Here is a 20,262-nt window from a genome sequence, read left to right on the forward strand (position 1 = left end):
CCTTCGGGAAAACACGAAGAGGCCGGGGCCACGAGGCCCCGGCCTTCCGCTACGACGTACCTGTTACGCGGTGGCTGCCTGTACCGACGGCTCCCCCGCGCCGACAACCGCGCGCTCGGTGTTCTTGCGGACCAGGAGCAGGGTGACCACCGCGCCCAGCAGGGAGGCGCAGCCGCAGATCACCACGCCGAGGGCCATGCCGTGGCCGAGGGCGGTCTGCGCGGCGGCCTTGGCCTGGGCGCTGCCCGCGTTGACGACGGCGAGGGGGCCAGCCGCCTTCTCCATGCCCGCGTCGGCCCCGCTGAGCTTGCCGACGAGGGCGGAGGACGCGGCGCTCATCGCGATGGTGCTGATGACGGCCGGGCCGAGGCCCTGGCCGAACTCGCGGACCAGGCTGGTCGCGCCGCTGGCCATGCCGGTCATGTTGATCGGTACGGCGTTCACGGCGGCGGAGGTGAGCGAGGACACCACGCAGATGAAGCCGACGCCGAGCAGCAGCACCGGGCCGATGAAGGCGGCGAGGGAGGTGGTGGTGATGGGCAGGGCTGCGATCCAGAACTGTCCCGCCGCCATGGGCAGCAGGCCGCCCATCAGGAGCCAGCGGGCGTCGATGCGGGTGAGCATCCTGCTGAGCACGGGCGCCAGCAGCAGCGGGATCAACTGGAGGATCACGAAGGGCATTCCGGCCCGCAGCGGGCTCAGGTGCATCACGGCGCCGAGGCGGATCGAGACGCAGTAGGCGGTGCCGATGAACCCGAACATGCCGGCCAGGGCGACGACGGCCGCCGCCGCGAACGACGGGATCTTCAGCAGGCCGAGGTTGAACATCGGAGAGGCCGCGCGGGTCTCCGCGACGACGAACCCGACGAGCGCGACGGCCGCCAGGGTCAGCGAGCCCACGATCGCCGCGCTGCCCCAGCCGCGGTCACCGCCCTCGATGACGCCCCAGAGCAGGGCGGTCAGGCCGACGGCGATGGTGATCTGGCCCGGCCAGTCCAGCGCGCGGCCCTCGGGCGCCTTGGAGTCGGTGACGAGCTTCCAGGAGGCCACGGCGACGATGAGACCGAGGACGACCGGCGGCACGAACGCCCAGCGGAAGTCGGCGACCGTGGCGAGGATCCCGGAGGACAGCGGGCCGAGGGCGGAGGCAAGGGAGATGGACAGCGCCCAGGTGGAGACGGCTTTCGCCCGGTCCTTGCCGTCCGGTGTGGCCGCCGCGATGACCGCGAGGGAACTGGGGAACAGCGCGGCGGCACCGATGCCGGCCAGGGCCTGCCCGGTCCACATCATGGTGATGTTCTGCGAGGTGGCGTTGAGGAGCTCGCCGAGCGCCAGGACGAGGCCGCCGAGCACCAAGAGCCGCTTGCGGCCGAAGAGATCGCCCACCACACCGAAATTCAGTTCCAGAATCGCGGTGGGGAGAATGAAGGCGGAGGTGACCCAGGCTACTTGCGAACCCGACGCACCGAATGCGGCCTGAATTTCCCCATTGATGGGCGAGGGAACGGTAATGCACAACTGTGCCGCCGCGACCGCGAGACAGCACGCTATGAGCGTTCCGGGGTCCAGTCTTTTCAAGGAGATCGAATCCGTCATCGTGCGTGCCCTCACTCTGCGTTTTTCTCTATGAGTTCGATGAGATTTCCCTCGGGGTCACTGACCCAGGCCATGCGCACTCCGGGCTCGGGGGACGGCCCGGGTGCCATGACCTCGCCCGCTCCATGGGCCACCAAGGCGCCGTGGACGGGGTCGAGTTCGGGGGTGGTGACCGCGAAGTGCCCGTATCCCTCGGTGAGGGCGGCGGTCAGCGGGTCCGGCGCGCGAAGGCCGGGGGCGGAGCCGGGTCTGGCGAGCAGCTCGATGCGCCAGCCCCGCGGATGCTCCAGGACGACACCTTGCAGACCGGGCCCTTCGAGGTGGAACTCGAAGACGGTCTTCAGGCCGAACGCGCCCTGGTACCAGGCGGTTTGGGCGGTCAGGTCGCGTACGTTGACGCCCACGTGGTCGAGTCGGGTGGTCACGGCGGCTCAGCCCGCCATCGCGCTGTCGCCGCCGTCGACCATGAGGTTGGCGCCGTTGACGAAGGCCGCCTCGTCGGAGCAGAGGAAGGCGGCGGCCCGCGCGATGTCCTCGGGCTGTCCCACCCGCCCGACCGGGATCCGCGCCTCCAACTGGGCCTTGGGCCCGTCCGGATCGTCCAGGAAGGGCGCGGTGGCGGAGGTGCGGGTCATTCCGGGGGCGATGGTGTTGACGCGGATGCGATGCGGGGCGCCGGCCGCGCACAGGTGCAGGCTCATCGCCAACACCCCGCCCTTGGCGGCCCCGTGGGGCACCATCGGCATGAACGGCGCCCCGCGTACGGCGGCCACGGAGGCGACGTTGAGAACGGCCCCGCCGCCACGGGCGATCAGGTGCGGCCAGGCTGCCTGGGTACAGAAGTAGGGGATGTCCAGCTCGTTCTTGATGGTGAAGTACCAGTCCTCGGCGGGCATGGTTTCGAACGGGCCGTTCCGCAGCGCGGAGGCGTTGTTGTAGAGGATGTCGATCCCGCCGAAGGCCGCGATCCCGGCGTCGATCCACTCCCGGGCGCCGTCCTGGGTGGACAGGTCCACGGGGGCGAGGGACCGCATGATTCCGCCGGCCTTCTCGACGAGTTCCACGGTTTCGGCCGCGCTGTCCTCGTCGATGTCGCAGCCGAAAACCTCGGCGCCCTCCGCCGCGAATATCTGCGCCGCGGCCCGCCCTATTCCTGCCCCCGTTCCACTGATGAAAGCGATTTTCCCGGCCAGTCGACCCATGATTGCCAAGTCCCTTGTCCCGTGCCGCCGTGGTGCGGTGGTGGCAGCGTAGGTACGGCCATTGGCGAGAACAAGAAATGGGTCAGCGAAGGGCCATCGGGGGTTCGTATGGCTGGTATGAGGCGCGGAGCGGAGGACCCGTCCCAGGATTCACAGGAAACGTCACGACATGTCGAGTACGGCCTTCCCCCGCAGGCTACGACCGCTCAACGCCTCCACCGCTTCGGCGATCCGGTCCCACGACCCGCGCCAGCCGACCGGAACCCGCAGCCGACCGTCGCCGACCAGCGTGAGCAGCCGCCTCAACTGCGCCTGCCTGTCGGTGAGTCCGACGCCGTTGTACACCGAGACGATCGACTTCGGCGTGCTGCTGCCCAGTGTGACCCCCACGGGCAGCACGGCGTCCCGCCCCGCGGCCCAGCCGACGCTCTGGAGACTGCCGCCGGGGGCCAACAGGCCGTACGCGGACATCAGTTGGGCCCCGCCCACGCTGTCGATCACGACATCGACCGGTTCCTTCACCTCGTCGACCCCGGCCACCACCTCGTGCGCCCCCAACTCACCGACCCACCGCGCACCGTCCGCGGAACCGGCCACACCGACGACGTACGCCCCGCCCAGCGCCGCGAGTTGCACGGCGAACCCACCGACCCCGCCGGACGCCCCGGTGACCAGCACCCGGCGCCCGAGGAGCGGCCCGGCCTGTTCCAGCGCGCGCAGGGCGGTGCCGGCCGCGACGGGCAGGGTGGCGGCCTCGCCGAGGTCGACCCCGTCCGGCACCACGGCCGCATCGGCGACGTCCAAGGCCCGCAGGGCGCCGAACCCGCCGCCCTCCCCGAATCCCACCACCCGACTGCCCACCGCGGGCCCACTCCCGTCGACGGCGGCCCGCACGACGACACCGGCGGAGTCGAAGCCGATCACCTCACCGGGCGCTCCCCGCTCCGCGAAGTACAGCTCGGCCGAGTTGAGGGAGGTGTGCCGGACCTCCACCAACACCTGGCCCGGACCCGGCACCGGGTCGGGTGCCTCCCCGAGTCGCAGCCCACCCGCCGCCTCCGGATCCACGATCAGTGCACGCACGGCTTGCCCCTCTCGTCGTAGGTCACTCGTCTCGGGGCAACCAGCGCGGAACCGGTGTTCTTCCCGCCGTCCACCACCCGATCACGGTTGGATGACCCCATGACCACCGACGAGCAGGCACGGCTGATGCGGGCCAACCAGGCGAACTGGGACGCCCGCACCCCCGTCCACCTCGCCAGCCGTTTCTACGGCCTCGACGGCGACCCGGACCCGGCCCGCTGGTTCGCCGCCTTCGAGTGGGAGGACCTCGGCGACCTGACCGGCCGTGACGTGCTGCATCTCCAGTGCCACCTCGGCACCGAGACCCTCGCGTTCGCGCAGCGCGGGGCACGTGCCGTGGGCCTCGACTTCTCCGCCGAGTCCGTGACGGCAGCGACCGGCATCGCGGCGAAGGCGGGCCTCGACGTCGACTACGTACAGGCGAACGTGTACGACGCCGTGGAGGCCCTGGGGCAACGGCAGTTCGACGTCGTGTACACCGGCAAGGGCGCCCTGTGCTACCTGCCCGACCTGCCGCGCTGGGCGGACACGGTCACCCGACTCCTGCGCCCCGGCGGCCTGTTGTACCTCGTCGAGTTCCATCCCCTGCTCAACTCGCTCGGCCCGAAACCGGCTCCGGGCGAGGGGCCCGAACTGCTGCTGCGCCACGACTACCTGGGCGGCGGCGGTCCCGTGCACAGGGACGCCACGTTCACGTACACCGACGGCCCGGCCGTGGCAGGGGCGACCGACAGCTACGAGTGGATGCACGGAATAGACGAGGTCATCAACGCGTTGACGACGGCAGGACTGAACATCCGGCGGCTCCGCGAGAGCGACGAGTTGCCGTGGCCGCGCTGGCCGCAGATGGTCCGGACTCCGAGTGGCTGGTGGCGCCTGCCCGAGCCCCGGATCCCCCTCCTGTACGGCTTGCTGGCGAGCCGCTGAGCCGTACCTCACAGCCAGAGCCCGGCCGGGTGTGCTACGGTGCGGTCAGCACTTGTGTACGCCCCGTTCCGGGCGCCGGTGCGAGTTTCATTTCACCTTCGCCGAACAGCCCGTCGACTTCCGACCGGTACACCGGCTTCCCGCACCACCTCACGACCGGCGTGTTTCCGCCGTACCCGAGGTGATGTTCCCGCCGCCCCGAGGAGCGCTCGTTCGCCCTCCGTCTGCGGCTTCTCCCCCCTTCCTTCCGCATGACACATGCAACCGTCCTTGAAAGGACCACCTCTCATGACCACCACACTCGAACACCCCCCAGTACAGGAACAGCCCCGCACCCAGACCGCCACCGGTGTCCTCGACATCGACGGCAACGGGAAGGGGCACCTGCGGGCGCTGGACTGCCAGCCCTCGCCCACCGACCTCCAGGTCTCCCCCGCGCTGATCCGCCGTCACGGCCTGCGCAAGGGCGACATCGTGGAAGGCGTCCGCGGCGGGCAGCGCGCCCTGACCGAGGTCGCGTTCGTCAACGGGCACACGCCCGACGAACTGCGTGGCCGACGCCACTTCCGTGACCTCACTCCGCTGCACCCGCGTGAGCGGCTCCACCTCGAACACCCGGCGGCCGGCCTGACCGGACGCGTCGCCGACCTGATCGCCCCCGTCGGCAAGGGCCAGCGCGGGCTCATCGTGGCCCCGCCCAAGACCGGCAAGACCGTACTGCTCCAGCAGATCGCGGCAGCCGTCGCCGGCAACCACCCCGAGGCCCGCCTCATGGTGGTACTGCTCGACGAACGCCCCGAAGAGGTCACCGACATGCGGCGCTCCGTGCGCGGCGAGGTCTACGCCTCCACCTTCGACAAGGCCCCCAAGCAGCACATCGCGCTGGCCGAGCTCGTGATCGAGCGGGCCAAGCGGCTCGTCGAGGCCGGCGAGGACGTAGTGATCCTCCTGGACTCCCTCACCCGCCTCTGCCGGGCGCACAACAACGCGGCGGCCTCCGGCGGCCGTACCCTCAGCGGCGGCGTCGACGCGACCGCGCTGATCGGCCCGAAGAAGTTCTTCGGCGCCGCACGCCTCGCGGAGGAGGGCGGCTCCCTCACCATCCTCGCCACCGCACTGGTCGAGACCGGCTCCCGTGCCGACGACTTCTATTTCGAGGAACTGAAGAGCACCGGCAACATGGAGCTCCGCCTCAGCCGCGAGCTGGCCTCCCGCCGGGTCTTCCCGGCCGTAGAGATCAACCCGTCCGGCACCCGCCGCGAGGAACTCCTGCTCACCCAGGCCGAGTTGACAGCAGTGCGGGGCTTGCGCCGCGTCCTCCAGAACAGGGACGGCCAGAGCAGCACGGAAACGCTGCTGGAGCGCATGCGGGAGACCCCGGACAATGCAACGTTCCTACGACGTATCCAGCCCACGCTGCCTTCCAACTGACGTGAGCTTGTTCTTTTAGGGGCGCGGGGAACTGCGCGACCAGCCCCCACCGGCCCGCAGGCGAACCACTAGCGCATCCGGGTGCACACTCACCCCGCCCGGCCCCGCCATCACCCTGAACAACGACGACGTTCCTACGTTTGCGGTATGACAATCGGATTCTCACCCCGGACCGCTATGTCGGCCTGCGCCCTCTGCCTGACGGCCGTCCTCGCGCTCACCCCCGCCACGGCGACAGCCAACACCGGGTCGGATCCCAGCACCCAGGTCCACCCCCACCCCGGCGCCCCCCAACTCCCGGACATCTCCGCCCTCTCCTGGCTGGTCGCAGACACCCACACCGGCGAACTCCTGGCCGCCCACGACGCCCACCGCAAACTCCCACCCGCCAGCACCCTGAAAACCCTCTTCGCCCTGACCGTCCTCCCCACGCTCCCCGGAGGGCTCCGGCACCGCGTCACCGAGGAGGACCTGTCCGGCATCGGCGAGGGCAGCAGCCTGGTCGGGGTCGAGGAAGGCCACACGTACCGCGTAGCCGACCTGTGGCGCGGGGTCTTCCTCAACTCCGGGAACGACGCCGTGCACGTCCTGGCCGCCCTCAACGGCGGCTGGGACGCCACGGCCGCCGAAATGCAGGCCAAGGCGCGCTCGCTGGGCGCGCTCGACACCCATGTCATCTCGCCGGACGGCTACGACACCGACGGCCAGGTCTCCTCCGCCTTCGACCTCGCGGTGTTCGGGCGGGCCGGACTGCGCAACGCGGACTTCGCGAAGTACTGCTCCACCGCCGAGGCAGAGTTCCCGGGCGACGGGTCGTCGTACGCGATCCAGAACACCAACCGGCTACTGACCGGCAACGACGGCGTCGAGCCGTATCCGGGGCTCATCGGTGTGAAGAACGGCTACACCACGCACGCGGGCAACACGCTCGTCGCGGCGGCGCGTCGGGGCGGGCGGTCGCTCGTCGTCACGGTGATGAATCCTCAGGCGGGCGGTGGTTTCACCGTGTACGAGGAGGCGCGCGAGCTGCTCGACTGGGGTTTCGCGGCCGCCGGGCGGGTCGATCCGGTGGGATCGCTCGACGCGTTGCGGGCCAGGCCGAGGCCGAGGCCGGGTCCCGTCGCCGTGCCGGTCGCCGCCGAGGTCGTGGCGGACGACGGGCCGGGCTGGGCGGAGACGGCGGCGATCGTGGCCGCCGCGGTGCTCGGCGCGGGTGCGGTGGTGGTGGCGTTGCGGTTCAGGGGCGCGCGGCTGCCCCGGGCCTGACCGGTCGGCAGCCACAGCAGCAGGCCGAGCGTGATCCAGGTGTACGTGTTGCTGCCGAGGAAGCCGTCGATGCCCGAGGCGTCGTGGAACCACAGCCACACGACACTCGTGCACATCACCGCGTAGAGGGCGCCCGCGATGCGCGGGTGCCCGGCGCGGACCAGTACGGCGAAGGACGGCAGCAGCCACACGAGATGGTGCACCCAGGTGATCGGGCTGATCAGGCAAGCGGTCAGCCCGGTCAGCGCGAACGCGGCGATCCAGTCCCCCGCGACGACCGCACGGCGTGCCCGTACCGCCCACACGCACAGCACGAGCAGGACGACCGTCGCCCACAGCGGGCGGCCGGTCTCGCCGAGCCGGGCCAGGACTCCTTGCAGGGACTGGTTGGAGACGTAGTCGAGGCGACCCACGCGGGTGGTGTCCCACATCGCCCGGGTCCAGTAGAACCGCGAGGCGTCCGGGACCACCAGAGCGGCGAACCCGGTCGCCGCGAGCGCCACAGCCGTCGCCACCGCGGCGGCTTTCCAGCGTCTGGCCAGCAGCAACAGGACGATGAACAGGGCCGGCGTGAGCTTGATCGCCGCCGCGAGTCCGATGCCGACGCCCGCCCAGCGGCCCCGGCCGGAGGACAGCAGCCAGCCGTCGCCGAGCACGAGAGCCAGCAGCAGCAGGTTCACCTGCCCGAAGCTGAAGGTGTCACGCAACGGCTCGAACAGCGCCAGCCCACAGGCCGCCAACGCCCACCCGAACCAGCCGTACCGCCGCCACCCGGGCCCGACCAGGATGCGCAGCACGAACGCGAGAGCCGCCAGGTTGAGCACCAGCGCGGCGACGATCGCGGTGCCGAGACCGACGTACGCCATCGGGGCCATGCTGACCGCGGCGAACGGCGGGTAGGTGAAGCCGTACGTCGTGCCGGGCACCTGGTAGTCGTAGATCCGGCCGCCGTGGTGGAGCCAGGTGTGGACGGTGCCGTAGTAGACGCGCAGGTCGAACCAGTCGCGCAGCAGGGGGACGGTCGCCGTGAAGACGGTGACGATTGCGGCGAGGGACAGCACCACGAGGAGTCGGCCGCGGTCGGTGGTGGGTGTTCTCATGCCGTACGTCCCAGGGCAGGGGCCTCCGCCGCCTGGCGGGCCTGCCAGAGGACGACGATCGCGAGGACGCCGCCGGAGACGGCCAGCACGAGTTGTCCGATGTCGGCGGGGCCGCCGCTGGGCAGGACGGCGAGGGCGAGGACGCCCGTGACGGCGGCCACTCGGTGTCGTACGGACGTGCTGGGTGCGGCGGCGGCGATGAGGAACAGGCCCCACAGGGCGTACCAGGGGCGGATCGCCGGGCCGAAGGCGGCGACGACGGCGAGGCTCAGGCCGAGGGCGTAGACCGGGCTGGGGCGCAGACGCAGCCATATGGCGAGGATGGCCGCGCCGGTGACCGCGAGTCCGAGGGCGTGCCAGGCCGGGACGGCGAAGGGGGCGAGGTCGCTGCCGAGGTGCTCCAGCAGGGCGCCGGTGGCGCGGCCGAGGAGGCTGGTGAGCGCCCAGTTGTGCGCCGAGACGGGCGTGTCGAGGGCGCCTATCCAGCCGTAGCCCGTGCCGGCGATGGCCGTGGCGGCGACCGTGGTGGCGGCGGACGCGACGACGGTCGTCGTGACGGCCTTGGCCGGGCGGTGGCCCGCGCGGATCTGGAGGAGCACGACGGCGGCGAGACCGAGCGCGGCCGGTGCCTTCACCAGGGCGGCGAGCGTGACGAGTACGGCGCCCAGGATCGGCCAGCGGCCGAGGGCGGCGACCAGGCCCATGCCGAGCAGACCGAGCATGATCGCGTCGTTGTGGGCGCCCGCGACGAGGTGCAGCAGGACGAGCGGGTTGAGGGCGCCGAGCCAGAGCGCGGCCGCCGGGTCTGCGCCGCTGTGCCGGGCTAGCCGGGGCAGCGCGGCGGCCATCAGACCCACCCCGAGGAGGGCGACGAGCCGCATCCCGAAGAGCCCGGCGGGGAGTTCACCGCGGGTCAGTCCGGACAGCCCCGACGCCATGGCGAGGAACACCGGGCCGTACGGCGCCCCGGTGTGCTGCCACAGCGGGGCGACCTCGTCGGCGAGGGGACCGCCGAGCGTGGCGGGGCCGTGCGCGTACACGTCCATGTGGGCGTCGACCATGGCGCCCTGCGCGAGATAGCTGTAGACGTCCCGGCTGAACAGCGGCGGCGCGAGCAGCAGCGGGGCCGCCCACACGGCGAGGACCAGCAACAGCGAGCGCGGGGTGGGCGGTTCGGCGCTGCGGATCAGCTTGCCCAACAGCAGCCAGGCCGCTATCAGCAGGACGACGCCGAAGTAGACCCCGACGAGCCCCAGTGCCGCCTGCGCGGAGGCCGGGGAGAAGAGGTCGGCGGCCGGGAGCGCTCCGGCCGTCTCACCGCCCAACGCGAGGACGGCGGTTCCGGCCAGACCGAGCACCTGGCAGCGGCGGAGATCGACAGGAAAAGCCATGGCCAACACTCGGTCAGCGTGTCAACACAGGATGGCGGGAAAGCGACGTACCGCTCTCCGGGCGGCGGACTGCGCATGACCTCCGTGTGATCGGGCCTCGGCACCGACGAATTCGAGGTGCCGTCAGAACACCGACACCCCGGTGAGCGTCGTGAAACGGTCCAGCGCGGCGACCCCGGCCACCGAGTTCCCCCGCTCGTCCAGTCCCGGGCTCCACACGGCGAGGGTGCACCGGCCCGGGACGATCGCGATGATGCCGCCGCCCACCCCGCTCTTGCCGGGCAGGCCCACCCGGTAGGCGAACTCGCCCGCCGCGTCGTACGTCCCGCACGTCAGCATCACCGCGTTGACCTGCTTGGCCTGGGTGAGGGTGAGCAACCGGGTGCCGTCCGCGCGGCTGCCGTGCCGGGCCAGGAAACCGGCGGCGAGGGCGAGGTCGGCGCAGGACGCCATGATGGAGCACTGCCGGAAGTACTGGTCGAGGAGGACGGGCACCTCGTTGTCGATGTTGCCGTAGGACTTCATGAAGTGGGCGAGGGCCGCGTTGCGGTCGCCGTGCGCGGACTCGGAGGCGGCGACCTCCTTGTCGAAGTCGAGGGACGGGTTGCCGCTCTCGGTGCGCAGGAAGGCCAGCAGTTCGCCGGCCGCGTCGCCGGTACGGGTCTGGAGGCGGTCGGTGACGACGAGCGCGCCCGCGTTGATGAACGGGTTGCGCGGGATGCCGCTCTCGTACTCCAGCTGGACAAGGGAGTTGAAGGGGTTGCCGGAGGGCTCGCGGCCCACGTGCTCCCACAGCTCGTCGCCCTCGCGGGCCAGGTCGAGGGCGAGGGTGAACACCTTGGTGATGGACTGCGTGGAGAACGGCTGCCGCCAGTCACCCACGCCGTACACCGTGCCGTCCAGCTCCGCGACGGCCATGCCGAAGCGACGCGGGTCGCAGGCCGCGAGCGCCGGGATGTAGTCGGCGGCCTGGCCACGGCCGGGCATCCGCTCGATCTCACCGGCGATGCGCTCCAGGACCGGCTGGAAGGTCATGGATGGGGACATGATCACCATTGTGCCTCCGGGCGGGTCCTGGTGCGCGTCCGTGGATCGGACAGCGCGGATCAGACGACTACGGATCCACTGCCGGCCAGGACCTCGGGCCGCAGCAGGGCGGCAAGCGTCTCGGCGGGCAACAGGCCCTTTTCCAGCACCAGTTCGGCCACGCCCCGGCCGCTCGCGAGGGCCTCCTTGGCGATGTCGGTGGCGGCCGTGTACCCGATGTGTGGGTTCAGCGCGGTCACCAGACCGATGGAGTTCTCCACGCTCGCGCGCAGCGCCTCGGTGTTGGCGGTGATGCCGTCCACACAGCGCTCGGCAAGCGTGAGGCAGGCAGCCCGCAGATGCGTGATGCTCTCCGACAGCGAGTGCAGGATGATCGGCTCGAAGGCGTTGAGCTGGAGCTGTCCTGCCTCGGCGGCCATCGTGATGGTGACGTCGTTGCCGATCACCTCGAAGGCGACCTGGTTGACGACCTCGGGGATCACCGGGTTGACCTTCCCGGGCATGATGCTCGAACCGGCCTGCACCGGCGGCAGGTTGATCTCCCCCAGCCCCGCACGCGGCCCCGAGGACAGCAGCCGCAGATCGTTGCAGCTCTTGGACAGCTTGACCGCGACCCGCTTCAGCACACCCGACATCTGGACGAACGCCCCGCAGTCCTGCGTGGCTTCGACCAGGTTGGCCGCCGTCACGAGCGGCAGCCCGGTGATCTCGGCGAGGTGCCGCCGCGCCGACTCGGCATACCCTGCCGGTGCATTGAGCCCGGTCCCGATGGCTGTGGCCCCCAGGTTGATCTCATGGATCAACTTGACGGCCTCGTCAAGACGTTGACGATCCTCGTCAATCATGACCGCATACGCCGAGAACTCTTGACCGAGCGTCATCGGCACCGCGTCCTGCAACTGTGTACGGCCCATCTTGAGCACATCACGAAACTCGACGGCCTTACGGGCAAAAGCGTCCTGCAGTACAGACATTGACGCGATCAATCCATGTACGGCAAAGACAGTCGCTATCTTGACCGCGGTCGGATACACGTCATTGGTTGACTGGCCAAGGTTGACGTCCTCGTTCGGGTGCAGGAACTGATACTCCCCCTTGCCGTGCCCCAGCAACTCCAACGCCCGGTTCGCGACAACCTCGTTGGCGTTCATGTTGGTCGAGGTACCGGCCCCACCCTGCACCACGTCCACGACGAACTGGTCGTGCAGCTTCCCGTCCCGAATCTCCCGACAGGCGGCGACAATGACGGCCGTCTTCTCCGGCGACAGCAGCCCCAACTCCTCATTGGCGAGAGCGGCGGCCTCCTTGACGGCGGCAAGAGCATTGATCAAGTGCGGGTAGACGGAGATCGGCGTCCCGGTGATGGGGAAGTTCTCGGTGGCCCGCAGGGTGTGAACACCCCAGTAGGCATCGCCGGGTACGTCCCTATCCCCGAGCAGATCATGTTCGCGACGGGTAACAGCAGACATGGGGTCCTCTTTCCAACAGCGTTCAGGTCATTTAGGGGCGCGGGGAACTGCGCGACCAGCCACAACGGACCCGCAGCGACCCAATAACCGATCTAGGCACACGCAGACAACGGCGACACCGGGTCCAATGCACGCACCGGCCGAACACAACCCACCGGCTCCCCACCACCGAGCAACGACTCCCCCGCAAACTCGCCGAGCAGAGAGGCCGAAACCCCGGCCCGCGCAAGCCCAGCGGCAGCGACAGGCACTCGCGCCCGATTAGCCCCGTCCGCGATCTTCACAGCAACGGCCCGCCCATCAGGCAACGCGGCAACCTCAACCCCCTCGAACCCGTCCTTGGCGAGAAGCCCCGGCACGGCCCGCATCAACGCGGCCACGTCCCGCCCGGCCCCGGACGCCATCTCGGCATACTCCCGCATCGCATCCGCAACTCGCGCCTCAGGCGTACCTGGCTCCGCAGTAGTGATCCGAGCAACAGCCCGAGCAAGCCCGTGCAGGGAGATGGAGAACAAAGGAGCCCCGCACCCATCGACACTCACCCGAGCAATCCGCTGCCCGGTGAGATCCTCGACGATCTCCGCGATCGCCTGCTGAAGCGGATGCCCGGGGTCGAGATAGTCGTCGAGCGACCAGCCATTGAGCTTCGACACGTACAACATCGCCGCATGCTTCCCGGAACAGTTCTGGGCAAGCCGGGACGGGGGCCGCCCTTCGCGCACCCAGACATCCCGCACGACCGGGTCGAACGGCAGGTCAGGAACGTTGCGCAGATCGGACTCGGTGAGCCCGGCGAGTTCAAGAATCCGCCGGGCCCCGGCGAGGTGACGTTCCTCGCCGGAGTGGCTGGCCGCGGCGAGCGAGAGCAGCTCACCGTCGAGCGGCAACCCGGCGCGCACCATGGCGACGGCCTGCACCGGCTTGATCGCCGAGCGCGGATAGAACGCCGCCTCGATGTCGCCGATCTGGAGCTGGACCTGGCCGTCGGCATTGAGGACGACGACCGAGCCGTAGTGGATGCCCTCGATCATTCCGCCGCGTATGAGGTGGGCGACGGGTGCGTGGAGGGGTTCACGGACGAGGGGTGGGTCCGCGAGGGGACTGCTGTACATCTCTGCCTGTCGGGGTCAGGACGACGTGGGTCTCACGCGTCGGTTGCGGAGGTGGACGTGCTCGCCACGCGGCGGCGGACGGCGAACCATCCGGCGACCAGCGCGGCGGCGATCAGCGGCAGACAGAGCACGGTGGTGCGTCCGGCGCCGCCGTCGGCGTACATGAGGACCAGGACGGAGGCGAGGAAGGCCAGCGTCACGAGTTCGGTCCAGGGAGAGCCCGGCAACCGGTAGCCGGGGCGCGTCAGTTCGCCCTTCTCGGTCTTCTGCCAGAAGAGGAGGTGACAGAGCATGATCATGCCCCAGGTGGAGAGGATGCCGATCGCCGCGAAGTTCAGGACGATCTCGAACGCGTCCGCCGGGACCACGAAGTTGAGGCCGACGCCGAGGACGCAGATGCCGCTGGTGAGCAGGATGCCGCCATAGGGGACCTGGCTGCGGCTCATCACTGAGGTGAACTTGGGGGCGGAGCCGGACATCGCCATGGAGCGGAGGATGCGACCGGTCGAGTACAGGCCGGAGTTGAGGGAGGACATGGCCGCGGTGAGGACGACGAGGTTCATGACGCCGCCGGCGGCCGGGATGCCGATGTTCGACAGCACGGTCACGAAGGGACTCTGGCCCGCGCTGTACTTGTTCCACGGCAGCAGCATCGACAGCAGGACGACCGAGCCGACGTAGAAGAGGCCGACGCGCCACATGATCGAGTTGATCGCCTTCGGCATGATCTTCTCGGGGTTCTCGGTCTCGCCGGCGGCGACGCCGACCAGTTCGACGGAGGCGTAGGCGAAGACGACGCCCTGGATGATCAGGAGCATGGGCAGCAGGCCGTTGGGGAAGATGCCGCCGTTGTCGGTGATCAGGGACGGGCCGGGGGTGGTGCCGTCGACCTGGTGCTGGGTGACCAGCAGGAAGATGCCGATCAGCATGAAGACGACGAGCGCGCTGACCTTGATGATCGCGAACCAGAACTCCAGCTCGCCGAACATCCGCACCGAGATCAAGTTGACCGTCAAGACGACCGCGAGGGCGATCAACGCGATCAACCATTGAGGGATGTCGGAGAACATGCCCCAGTAGTGGGTGTAGACGGCCACCGCGGTGATGTCGGCGATGCCGGTGGTGGCCCAGTTGAGGAAGTACATCCAGCCCGCTACGTACGCACCCTTCTCTCCGAGGAACTCCCGGGCGTACGACACGAAGGCGCCGGACGAGGGCCGGTACAGGACGAGTTCGCCCAGGGCGCGGACGACGAGGAAGGCGAAGAGTCCGCAGACCGCGTACGCGATGAACAGCGAGGGGCCGGCGTCGGCGAGGCGGCCGCCCGCGCCGAGGAAGAGGCCGGTGCCTATCGCGCCGCCGATGGCGATCATGTTGACGTGCCGGGACTTCAGGGACTTGCTGTAGCCGGCGTCTCCGGCGTCGACATGCCCGGATCGTTTCTGCACGCCGTCGTGCAGGGGCTGCTCGCTGTCGTGCAGGGACTGCTCGCTCACGCCTCGGGTCCGCCTTCCGTGGGGGTGTCCGTGCGCGCGGGGCGCACGATGTCGGTGAGGGTCGTCTCGACCCGGTCGAGGTGGTGGGACATGGCCTCGACGGCGTCCGCCTCGCTGCCGTCGATCAGCGCCTCGACGATCGCCCGGTGTTCGCGGTTGGACTGCTCGCGACGGCCGCCGAGTTCGTTGAGGAACGCGGACTGGCGGGCCAGCGCGTCACGGATCTCCTCGATGACCCGGCGGAACACCGGGTTCTGGGCGGCCTCCGCCACCGCGAGGTGGAAGAGCGTGTCCATCGCGACCCACGCGGTGGTGTCCGTCTCCCGTTCCATGCGGTCCAGGAGGTGGGCCAGGTGGTCCAGGTTCTCCGGGGTGCGGCGCACCGCCGCGTACCCGGCGACCGGGATCTCGACGTGGCGGCGCACTTCCAGCAGGTCGCTGGCCGCGTAGTCGCCGAAGGTCGGGTCCTCCACGGCGTTGGCCACCACGAAGGTGCCCTTGCCGGTCTTGGAGACGGTCAGCCCCATGGTCTGCAGGGCCCGCAGGGCCTCGCGGAGCACGGGCCTGCTGATCTCCAGGGTGCGGCACAGCTCCGCCTCGGAGGGGAGCTTGTCGCCGATGGCGTAGTCGCCGCGCTCGATGGCGCCGCGGAGGTGGACAAGCACCGCTTCCATGGCGCTGACGCGCCGCGGCCCGACTCCACCTGTCTGGCTGTCTGACAGGTTCACGGACGTGATCCTGCGGGTGACAGGACAGTGCTGTCAAGCGATCGGAAAAGAAAAATTCAGCGGGCGTGAAGCCTGAAAATCCGGCTTCACGCCCGCTGTGATGATCGTCCGCGCGGTGTCAGTGCCTGTCAGCTGTCGAGCACACCTGTGCCGAGCAGCCCGAACAGCAGCAGACCGATGACGATCCGGTAGATCACGAACGCGTTGAAGGAGTGCTTGGCGACGAACTTCAGCAGCCAGGCGATGGAGGCGTAGGCCACCACGAACGACACGATCGTGCCGACGGCCAGCGGGGCGGCGCCCACTCCCGCCCCCAGGGCGTCCTTCAGCTCGTAGATACCGGCGCCGGTGAGGGCGGGGATGCCGAGGAAGAAGGAGAGCCGGGTCGCGGCGACGCGGTCCAGGTCGAGGATGAGCCCGGTGGACATGGTGGCGCCGGAACGCGAGAAGCCGGGGAAGAGCAGCGCGAGGATCTGCGAACTGCCCACCAGCATCGCGTCCTTGAACGTGACGTCGTCCTCACCGCGCTTGTGGCGGCCCATCTGGTCGGCCGCCCACATGACACCACTACCGACGATCAGTGAGGCGGCCACCACCCACAGCGAGCCGAGCGGCCCGTCGATGAGGGGCTTCGCGGCCAGGCCCACCAGGACGATCGGGATCGTCGCGTAGATCACCCACCAGGCGAACTTGTAGTCGTGGTGATAGCGCTCCTCGCGATTGCGCAGACCACGGCCCCACGCGGACACGATCCGCACGATGTCCTTGAAGAAGTACACGAGCACGGCGGCGATGGCACCGACCTGGATGACGGCCGAGAACCCGACGACGGAATCGTCGTCGACGGGGATCTTCATCAGCCCCTCGACGATCTTCAGATGGCCGGTCGAGGAGACCGGAAGGAACTCGGTCACCCCCTCGACGACTCCGAGGACGGCGGCCTGACCGACGCTGATGACGCTCATGAGATCCAGTTCTTGGGAGTTGGTCGACAGTGCTGTAGACAATAGCGCTGGGAGCGGTCCTGCTCGGGCGCGGGATCCGCCCGATCTCTTACGCCCACAGGGCCTGCGCGATCGACACCCCGACAAATGCCGCACCGAGGCCCGCCATCACGCTGCCGACGACGTTGGCTGCAGCGTAGAGGCCCGCCCCTGTCTCGGTCAGCCGCAGTGTCTCGTACGAGAAGGTGGAGTACGTCGTCAGGGCCCCGCAAAGGCCTGTCCCCACGAGGAGTTGGAGATGTGAACTCGCCGCGCCGGCCGACGCGGCACCGGTCAGCACGCCGAGAATCAGACAGCCGGAGACGTTCACCGCGAAGGTGCCCCAGGGGAACACGGTGTCGTGTCTGGTCTGCACCGCGCGGTCGGTGAGATAGCGGAGCGGAGCACCTACGACGGCCCCCGCGACGACCAACAGCCAGTTCACAACGACCTCTTACCCTTCCGGCCCGTTCCGCCGGAGTCGTCGAGACGGCCCACGTACCGTATGACCTCGCACTCGTCGAGGATCACCAGTCCTTCGCCGACGAGTTCGTCGAGCTGCGGCAGGAACTCCCGTACGCGCTCCTCGGTGTCCACGATCACGATCGCCACCGGCAGGTCCTCGCTCAGCGACAACAGCCGTGTGGTGTGGATCAGGGAGGAGGCGCCGAAGCCCTCGATGCCCCGGAAGACGCTGGCGCCGGCCAGCCCGGCCTTGTGGGCGCGGTGGACGATCTCCGTGTAGAGGGGCTTGTGGTGCCAGGTGTCGTTCTCGCCGATGAAGATCGTCACCCGCAGGGCACTGCCGGTCAGCCTGGTCATCGCTGCCTCCACTTCAGGACCCGACGGGCCGCCGTCACCGCGAGCCACACCGCCGTGAGCGCCGCGAACAGGGTCGCGGCGAGATAGGCCAGCGCGGTGCGGGGATGGCCCGTGTCGACCAGTTTCTGGATGTCGACGGCGTACGTCGAAAAGGTGGTGAAGCCGCCGAGCACACCGGTGCCGAAGAACGGCCGCACCAGCCTGTGCGCGGCCCACACATCGGTGATCACCACCATGAACACGCCTATCACGGCACACCCGACGACGTTGATCCAGAACGTCGTCCAGGGGAAACCGCCGCTCTGCGCGGGCCACCACACAGAGGCCGCGTAGCGTCCCGTGGCGCCGAGCGCGCCGCCGAGCGCGACCACCGCGACGACGGGTCCCTGCCCGCGCCAGACGGACGGACGCGGGGCCTGAGGGCGGGTGCGCAGGCTCTCGGCTTCGGGGGCTGACATGGCCGTACGTCTCCTACTCGTCGGGGGCCCTGGGGGCACACGCCTGTACAAGTAGGGACCGTTGGCGGCACCTCTGCCGCGGTTCGGGTACGGCGGGCCCCACCGCCGCGCCGCGAGAACTGATCACGGCCGGGCATCAGGTTAACGCCGGGGGCGTGCCGGGGTCACTTCGGGGCGGGCGGCTCGCACAGCGCGATCCCGCGCTCCCACACGCTGCCCAGCACCAGGTGCCCGGCGGCCTCGCACACGCTGGTGGCCATCCGGTACGCCGAGCCGCGCGCGGCGAGGTGATGGACGACGGTCCCGTCGTCGTCGAACGCCATGGCTCCGATCGTGCCGGTGGGGCGGAAGGGCACGCGCACGGCGACACGGGCCGCGGCCTGCCGTACGGCGGGTGAAGCCTGGTGGAGGAGCTCGAGCGGCGCGACGCGCGGGCCGGCCAGCGCCACCCAGATCGGCCCGTCCGGGCCGGCGCGCCAGAGGTTGTCGGGCATTCCGGGGAGGTCGTCGACGAAGGACTCGCTGCGGCCCTCCTTCGGTCCGGTGAGCCAGTAGCGGGTCAGGCGGCGGGCGCCGGTTTCCACGACGACCAGGAAGGACTCGTCGGCGCTCGGGGCGAGCCCGTTGGCGAACTGGAGTCCGTCCAGGAGGACTTCGGGACTGTCGGCGCCCGGTGCGAGGCGCAACAGCCGTCCCGTGCCGGTGTGTTCGACGATGTCGCCGATCCACCGCTCCATCGGGTGGCGGAGGCTGAAGACGGTGAAGTACACACTGCCGTCCGACAGCGCGACCACGTTGCTGCCGCCCCGCAGCGGCTCCCCCGCCACGGAGTCGGCGAGGACGCGTACGGTTCCGTCCGCCAAGTCGACGCGCAGGAGCCCTCGTTCCGCGTCGGCCACCAACAGAGCGTCGTCCGGGAGGAGTTCGAGGCCGAGCGGCCGACCGCCGGTGTCGGCGAGGGTCTCCACCCGTACCGCCTCGGGATCGATCAGACCATCGAGGCGCAGGATGCGGCCGTCCTCGACGCCGGTCAGCACCCGGCCGCGGGCGTCGGCCACCACGTCCTCCGGGCCGCGGCCGCCGATCGCGACGTAACGGCGGGCGAGCAGGGCCTCGGGTCGGTCCATGAAATCCTCCACGGTTCGGGTCGGCACGCGTACGCTTGCTTTTCCTCCCGGTCATCGCCCACACGGTCGCGTTTGCCGAGCGTATTCCTGGTGACCCGGAGCGCGCTGCCGGTCGGTGAGAAGGGGGCCCTCATGTCGTGGTCGGCCGCCCGCCGTTCGGGAGGTCCGCGGTGAGACGGGTCCGCCTGATGTGGCAGCGGTTGGGACTCGCCGAACTCAACCGGCGCGGGCGGGAGTTGGAGCTGCTGCACCGGGCCATGGGGTTCGCGACGCTCGCCCTGGTCACGTTGGCGCCGCTGCTGATCGTGGTGGCCGCCGCGGATCCGCTGGGGCACGGCGGGTTCGCGCTGTGGCTGGTGGACGGCATGGACCTGTCCGGCAGATCCGCCCGCGCGCTCACCGATGTCTTCACGCCGCCGCGCAAGGTGATCGGCGCCACCAGCGCGTGGAGTGTGGCGCTGCTCGCGCTGTTCGGCCTGTCCTTCGCGTCGAGTGTGCAGAGCGGCTACGAGCACGTGTGGCGGCCGGCCGGCGCGCCCTGGCATCGCATCTGGCGGCGGCAGTTGATCTGGCTGGTCATGCTGATGGGCTATCTGTACGCGCAGGTGCAGACCCGCAACGTCATCGAGGGCACGCCCCGCATCCTGCTCAGCATGGCGGCCGGCCTGCTGTTCTTCTGGTGGGGCCCGCACTTCCTGCTCAACCGGCAGGTCCGCTGGCGGTATCTGCTCCCGGGCGCGCTCGCCACGATGGCGGGCCTGGTCGGCCTGCGCTGGTTCTCGTACCTCGTGTTCACCCCGCTCCTGGTCACCAACGCGGTCAGCTACGGCCCGGTCGGCACGGTCCTGGTGGTGGAGTCCTGGCTGGTCGGCGTGGGCTTCGTGCTCTACGGCGGCGCGCTGGTGGGCAGGCTGTTGTGCGAGCGGTTCGGGGACCCGGAGGCGTCGTTCCGCACGGAGTCGGAGGCACCGGAGGGAGCGGACGCCGGGCAGGACCCGGTGTGACGCTCGGCCCGGCTGGCCCG

At 69.9% G+C, this 20,262-nt stretch carries 19 protein-coding genes and 1 pseudogene; 4 read left to right on the forward strand and 16 right to left on the reverse strand.

What is annotated here, in order from left to right; all coding sequences use genetic code 11:
- Window positions 1–63 precede the first annotated feature (63 nt).
- The 4 genes from OO70_RS08805 to OO70_RS08820 form a co-directional block, all read right to left on the reverse strand.
- Complete coding sequence (locus OO70_RS08805) at window positions 64–1,596, reverse strand: MFS transporter (RefSeq protein WP_043666440.1); 1,533 nt, start codon at window positions 1,594–1,596, stop codon at window positions 64–66.
- Window positions 1,597–1,607: 11 nt separating this feature from the next.
- Entirely contained in the window at window positions 1,608–2,021 is a 414-nt protein-coding gene (locus OO70_RS08810) for a VOC family protein (protein WP_043666443.1), read from the reverse strand.
- 6 nt (window positions 2,022–2,027) lie between these two features.
- Window positions 2,028–2,798, reverse strand: a complete 771-nt coding sequence (locus tag OO70_RS08815) for an SDR family NAD(P)-dependent oxidoreductase (RefSeq protein ID WP_078651303.1) — start codon at window positions 2,796–2,798, stop codon at window positions 2,028–2,030.
- A 162-nt stretch (window positions 2,799–2,960) separates the two neighbouring features.
- Window positions 2,961–3,881 (reverse strand): zinc-binding dehydrogenase, encoded by a 921-nt coding sequence (locus OO70_RS08820; RefSeq protein ID WP_043666446.1) that lies wholly within the window; start codon window positions 3,879–3,881, stop codon window positions 2,961–2,963.
- 99 nt (window positions 3,882–3,980) lie between these two features.
- Between OO70_RS08820 and OO70_RS08825 the strand changes: the two genes are divergently transcribed.
- The 3 genes and pseudogenes from OO70_RS08825 to OO70_RS55870 all read left to right on the forward strand — a co-directional run.
- A complete protein-coding gene (locus tag OO70_RS08825; protein ID WP_043666450.1) occupies window positions 3,981–4,808 on the forward strand; it encodes a class I SAM-dependent methyltransferase in 828 nt (275 codons plus the stop codon).
- A 288-nt stretch (window positions 4,809–5,096) separates the two neighbouring features.
- Window positions 5,097–6,239 (forward strand): transcription termination factor Rho, encoded by a 1,143-nt coding sequence (gene rho, locus OO70_RS08830; RefSeq protein ID WP_043666452.1) that lies wholly within the window; start codon window positions 5,097–5,099, stop codon window positions 6,237–6,239.
- A 177-nt stretch (window positions 6,240–6,416) separates the two neighbouring features.
- Window positions 6,417–7,163 (forward strand): annotated as a pseudogene (locus tag OO70_RS55870) (D-alanyl-D-alanine carboxypeptidase family protein); the annotation flags it as partial.
- A 59-nt stretch (window positions 7,164–7,222) separates the two neighbouring features.
- Here the strand turns inward: OO70_RS55870 and OO70_RS56815 are convergent.
- The 12 genes from OO70_RS56815 to OO70_RS08890 form a co-directional block, all read right to left on the reverse strand.
- A complete protein-coding gene (locus OO70_RS56815) occupies window positions 7,223–8,605 on the reverse strand; it encodes a glycosyltransferase 87 family protein (RefSeq protein WP_043666455.1) in 1,383 nt (460 codons plus the stop codon).
- Window positions 8,602–9,996: a polyprenol phosphomannose-dependent alpha 1,6 mannosyltransferase MptB gene (gene mptB, locus OO70_RS08840; RefSeq protein ID WP_043666457.1), complete on the reverse strand. Its 1,395-nt coding sequence runs from the start codon at window positions 9,994–9,996 to the stop codon at window positions 8,602–8,604. The genes OO70_RS56815 and mptB overlap by 4 nt, the downstream gene beginning before the upstream one ends.
- Window positions 9,997–10,119: 123 nt before the next feature.
- Window positions 10,120–11,052 carry a glutaminase gene (locus OO70_RS08845; RefSeq protein WP_043666461.1) on the reverse strand — a complete coding sequence of 311 codons (933 nt, stop codon included), beginning with the start codon at window positions 11,050–11,052 and terminating at the stop codon, window positions 10,120–10,122.
- Between the two features lie 50 nt (window positions 11,053–11,102).
- The gene (aspA, locus tag OO70_RS08850; RefSeq protein ID WP_043666464.1) at window positions 11,103–12,512 is read right to left on the reverse strand and encodes an aspartate ammonia-lyase; all 1,410 of its coding nucleotides are present in this window, start codon (window positions 12,510–12,512) and stop codon (window positions 11,103–11,105) included.
- Between the two features lie 92 nt (window positions 12,513–12,604).
- Window positions 12,605–13,624, reverse strand: a complete 1,020-nt coding sequence (locus tag OO70_RS08855) for an asparaginase (protein WP_043666467.1) — start codon at window positions 13,622–13,624, stop codon at window positions 12,605–12,607.
- A 32-nt stretch (window positions 13,625–13,656) separates the two neighbouring features.
- On the reverse strand, window positions 13,657–15,120 hold the full coding sequence (locus OO70_RS08860) for an amino acid permease (protein WP_043666470.1): 1,464 nt from the start codon (window positions 15,118–15,120) through the stop codon (window positions 13,657–13,659).
- Entirely contained in the window at window positions 15,117–15,794 is a 678-nt protein-coding gene (locus OO70_RS08865) for a FadR/GntR family transcriptional regulator (protein ID WP_043666473.1), read from the reverse strand. Before OO70_RS08865 ends, OO70_RS08860 begins: the two co-directional genes overlap by 4 nt.
- Before the next feature lie 182 nt (window positions 15,795–15,976).
- Complete coding sequence (locus OO70_RS08870; protein ID WP_043666475.1) at window positions 15,977–16,813, reverse strand: undecaprenyl-diphosphate phosphatase; 837 nt, start codon at window positions 16,811–16,813, stop codon at window positions 15,977–15,979.
- 88 nt (window positions 16,814–16,901) lie between these two features.
- Complete coding sequence (gene crcB / locus OO70_RS08875) at window positions 16,902–17,276, reverse strand: fluoride efflux transporter CrcB (RefSeq protein WP_043666478.1); 375 nt, start codon at window positions 17,274–17,276, stop codon at window positions 16,902–16,904.
- Window positions 17,273–17,653, reverse strand: a complete 381-nt coding sequence (locus OO70_RS08880; protein ID WP_043666481.1) for a DUF190 domain-containing protein — start codon at window positions 17,651–17,653, stop codon at window positions 17,273–17,275. Before OO70_RS08880 ends, crcB (OO70_RS08875) begins: the two co-directional genes overlap by 4 nt.
- Window positions 17,650–18,111: a fluoride efflux transporter CrcB gene (gene crcB, locus OO70_RS08885; protein ID WP_043666485.1), complete on the reverse strand. Its 462-nt coding sequence runs from the start codon at window positions 18,109–18,111 to the stop codon at window positions 17,650–17,652. The genes OO70_RS08880 and crcB (OO70_RS08885) overlap by 4 nt, the downstream gene beginning before the upstream one ends.
- A gap of 164 nt (window positions 18,112–18,275) precedes the next feature.
- Window positions 18,276–19,238: an SMP-30/gluconolactonase/LRE family protein gene (locus tag OO70_RS08890; RefSeq protein WP_043666488.1), complete on the reverse strand. Its 963-nt coding sequence runs from the start codon at window positions 19,236–19,238 to the stop codon at window positions 18,276–18,278.
- A 188-nt stretch (window positions 19,239–19,426) separates the two neighbouring features.
- Here OO70_RS08890 and OO70_RS08895 point away from each other — a divergent pair, with 188 nt between their 5' ends.
- Window positions 19,427–20,242: a ribonuclease BN gene (locus tag OO70_RS08895; RefSeq protein WP_051740927.1), complete on the forward strand. Its 816-nt coding sequence runs from the start codon at window positions 19,427–19,429 to the stop codon at window positions 20,240–20,242.
- Window positions 20,243–20,262 lie beyond the last annotated feature (20 nt).

It is taken from the genome of Streptomyces xylophagus (genome assembly GCF_000716435.1).
Taxonomy (GTDB): domain Bacteria; phylum Actinomycetota; class Actinomycetes; order Streptomycetales; family Streptomycetaceae; genus Streptomyces; species Streptomyces xylophagus.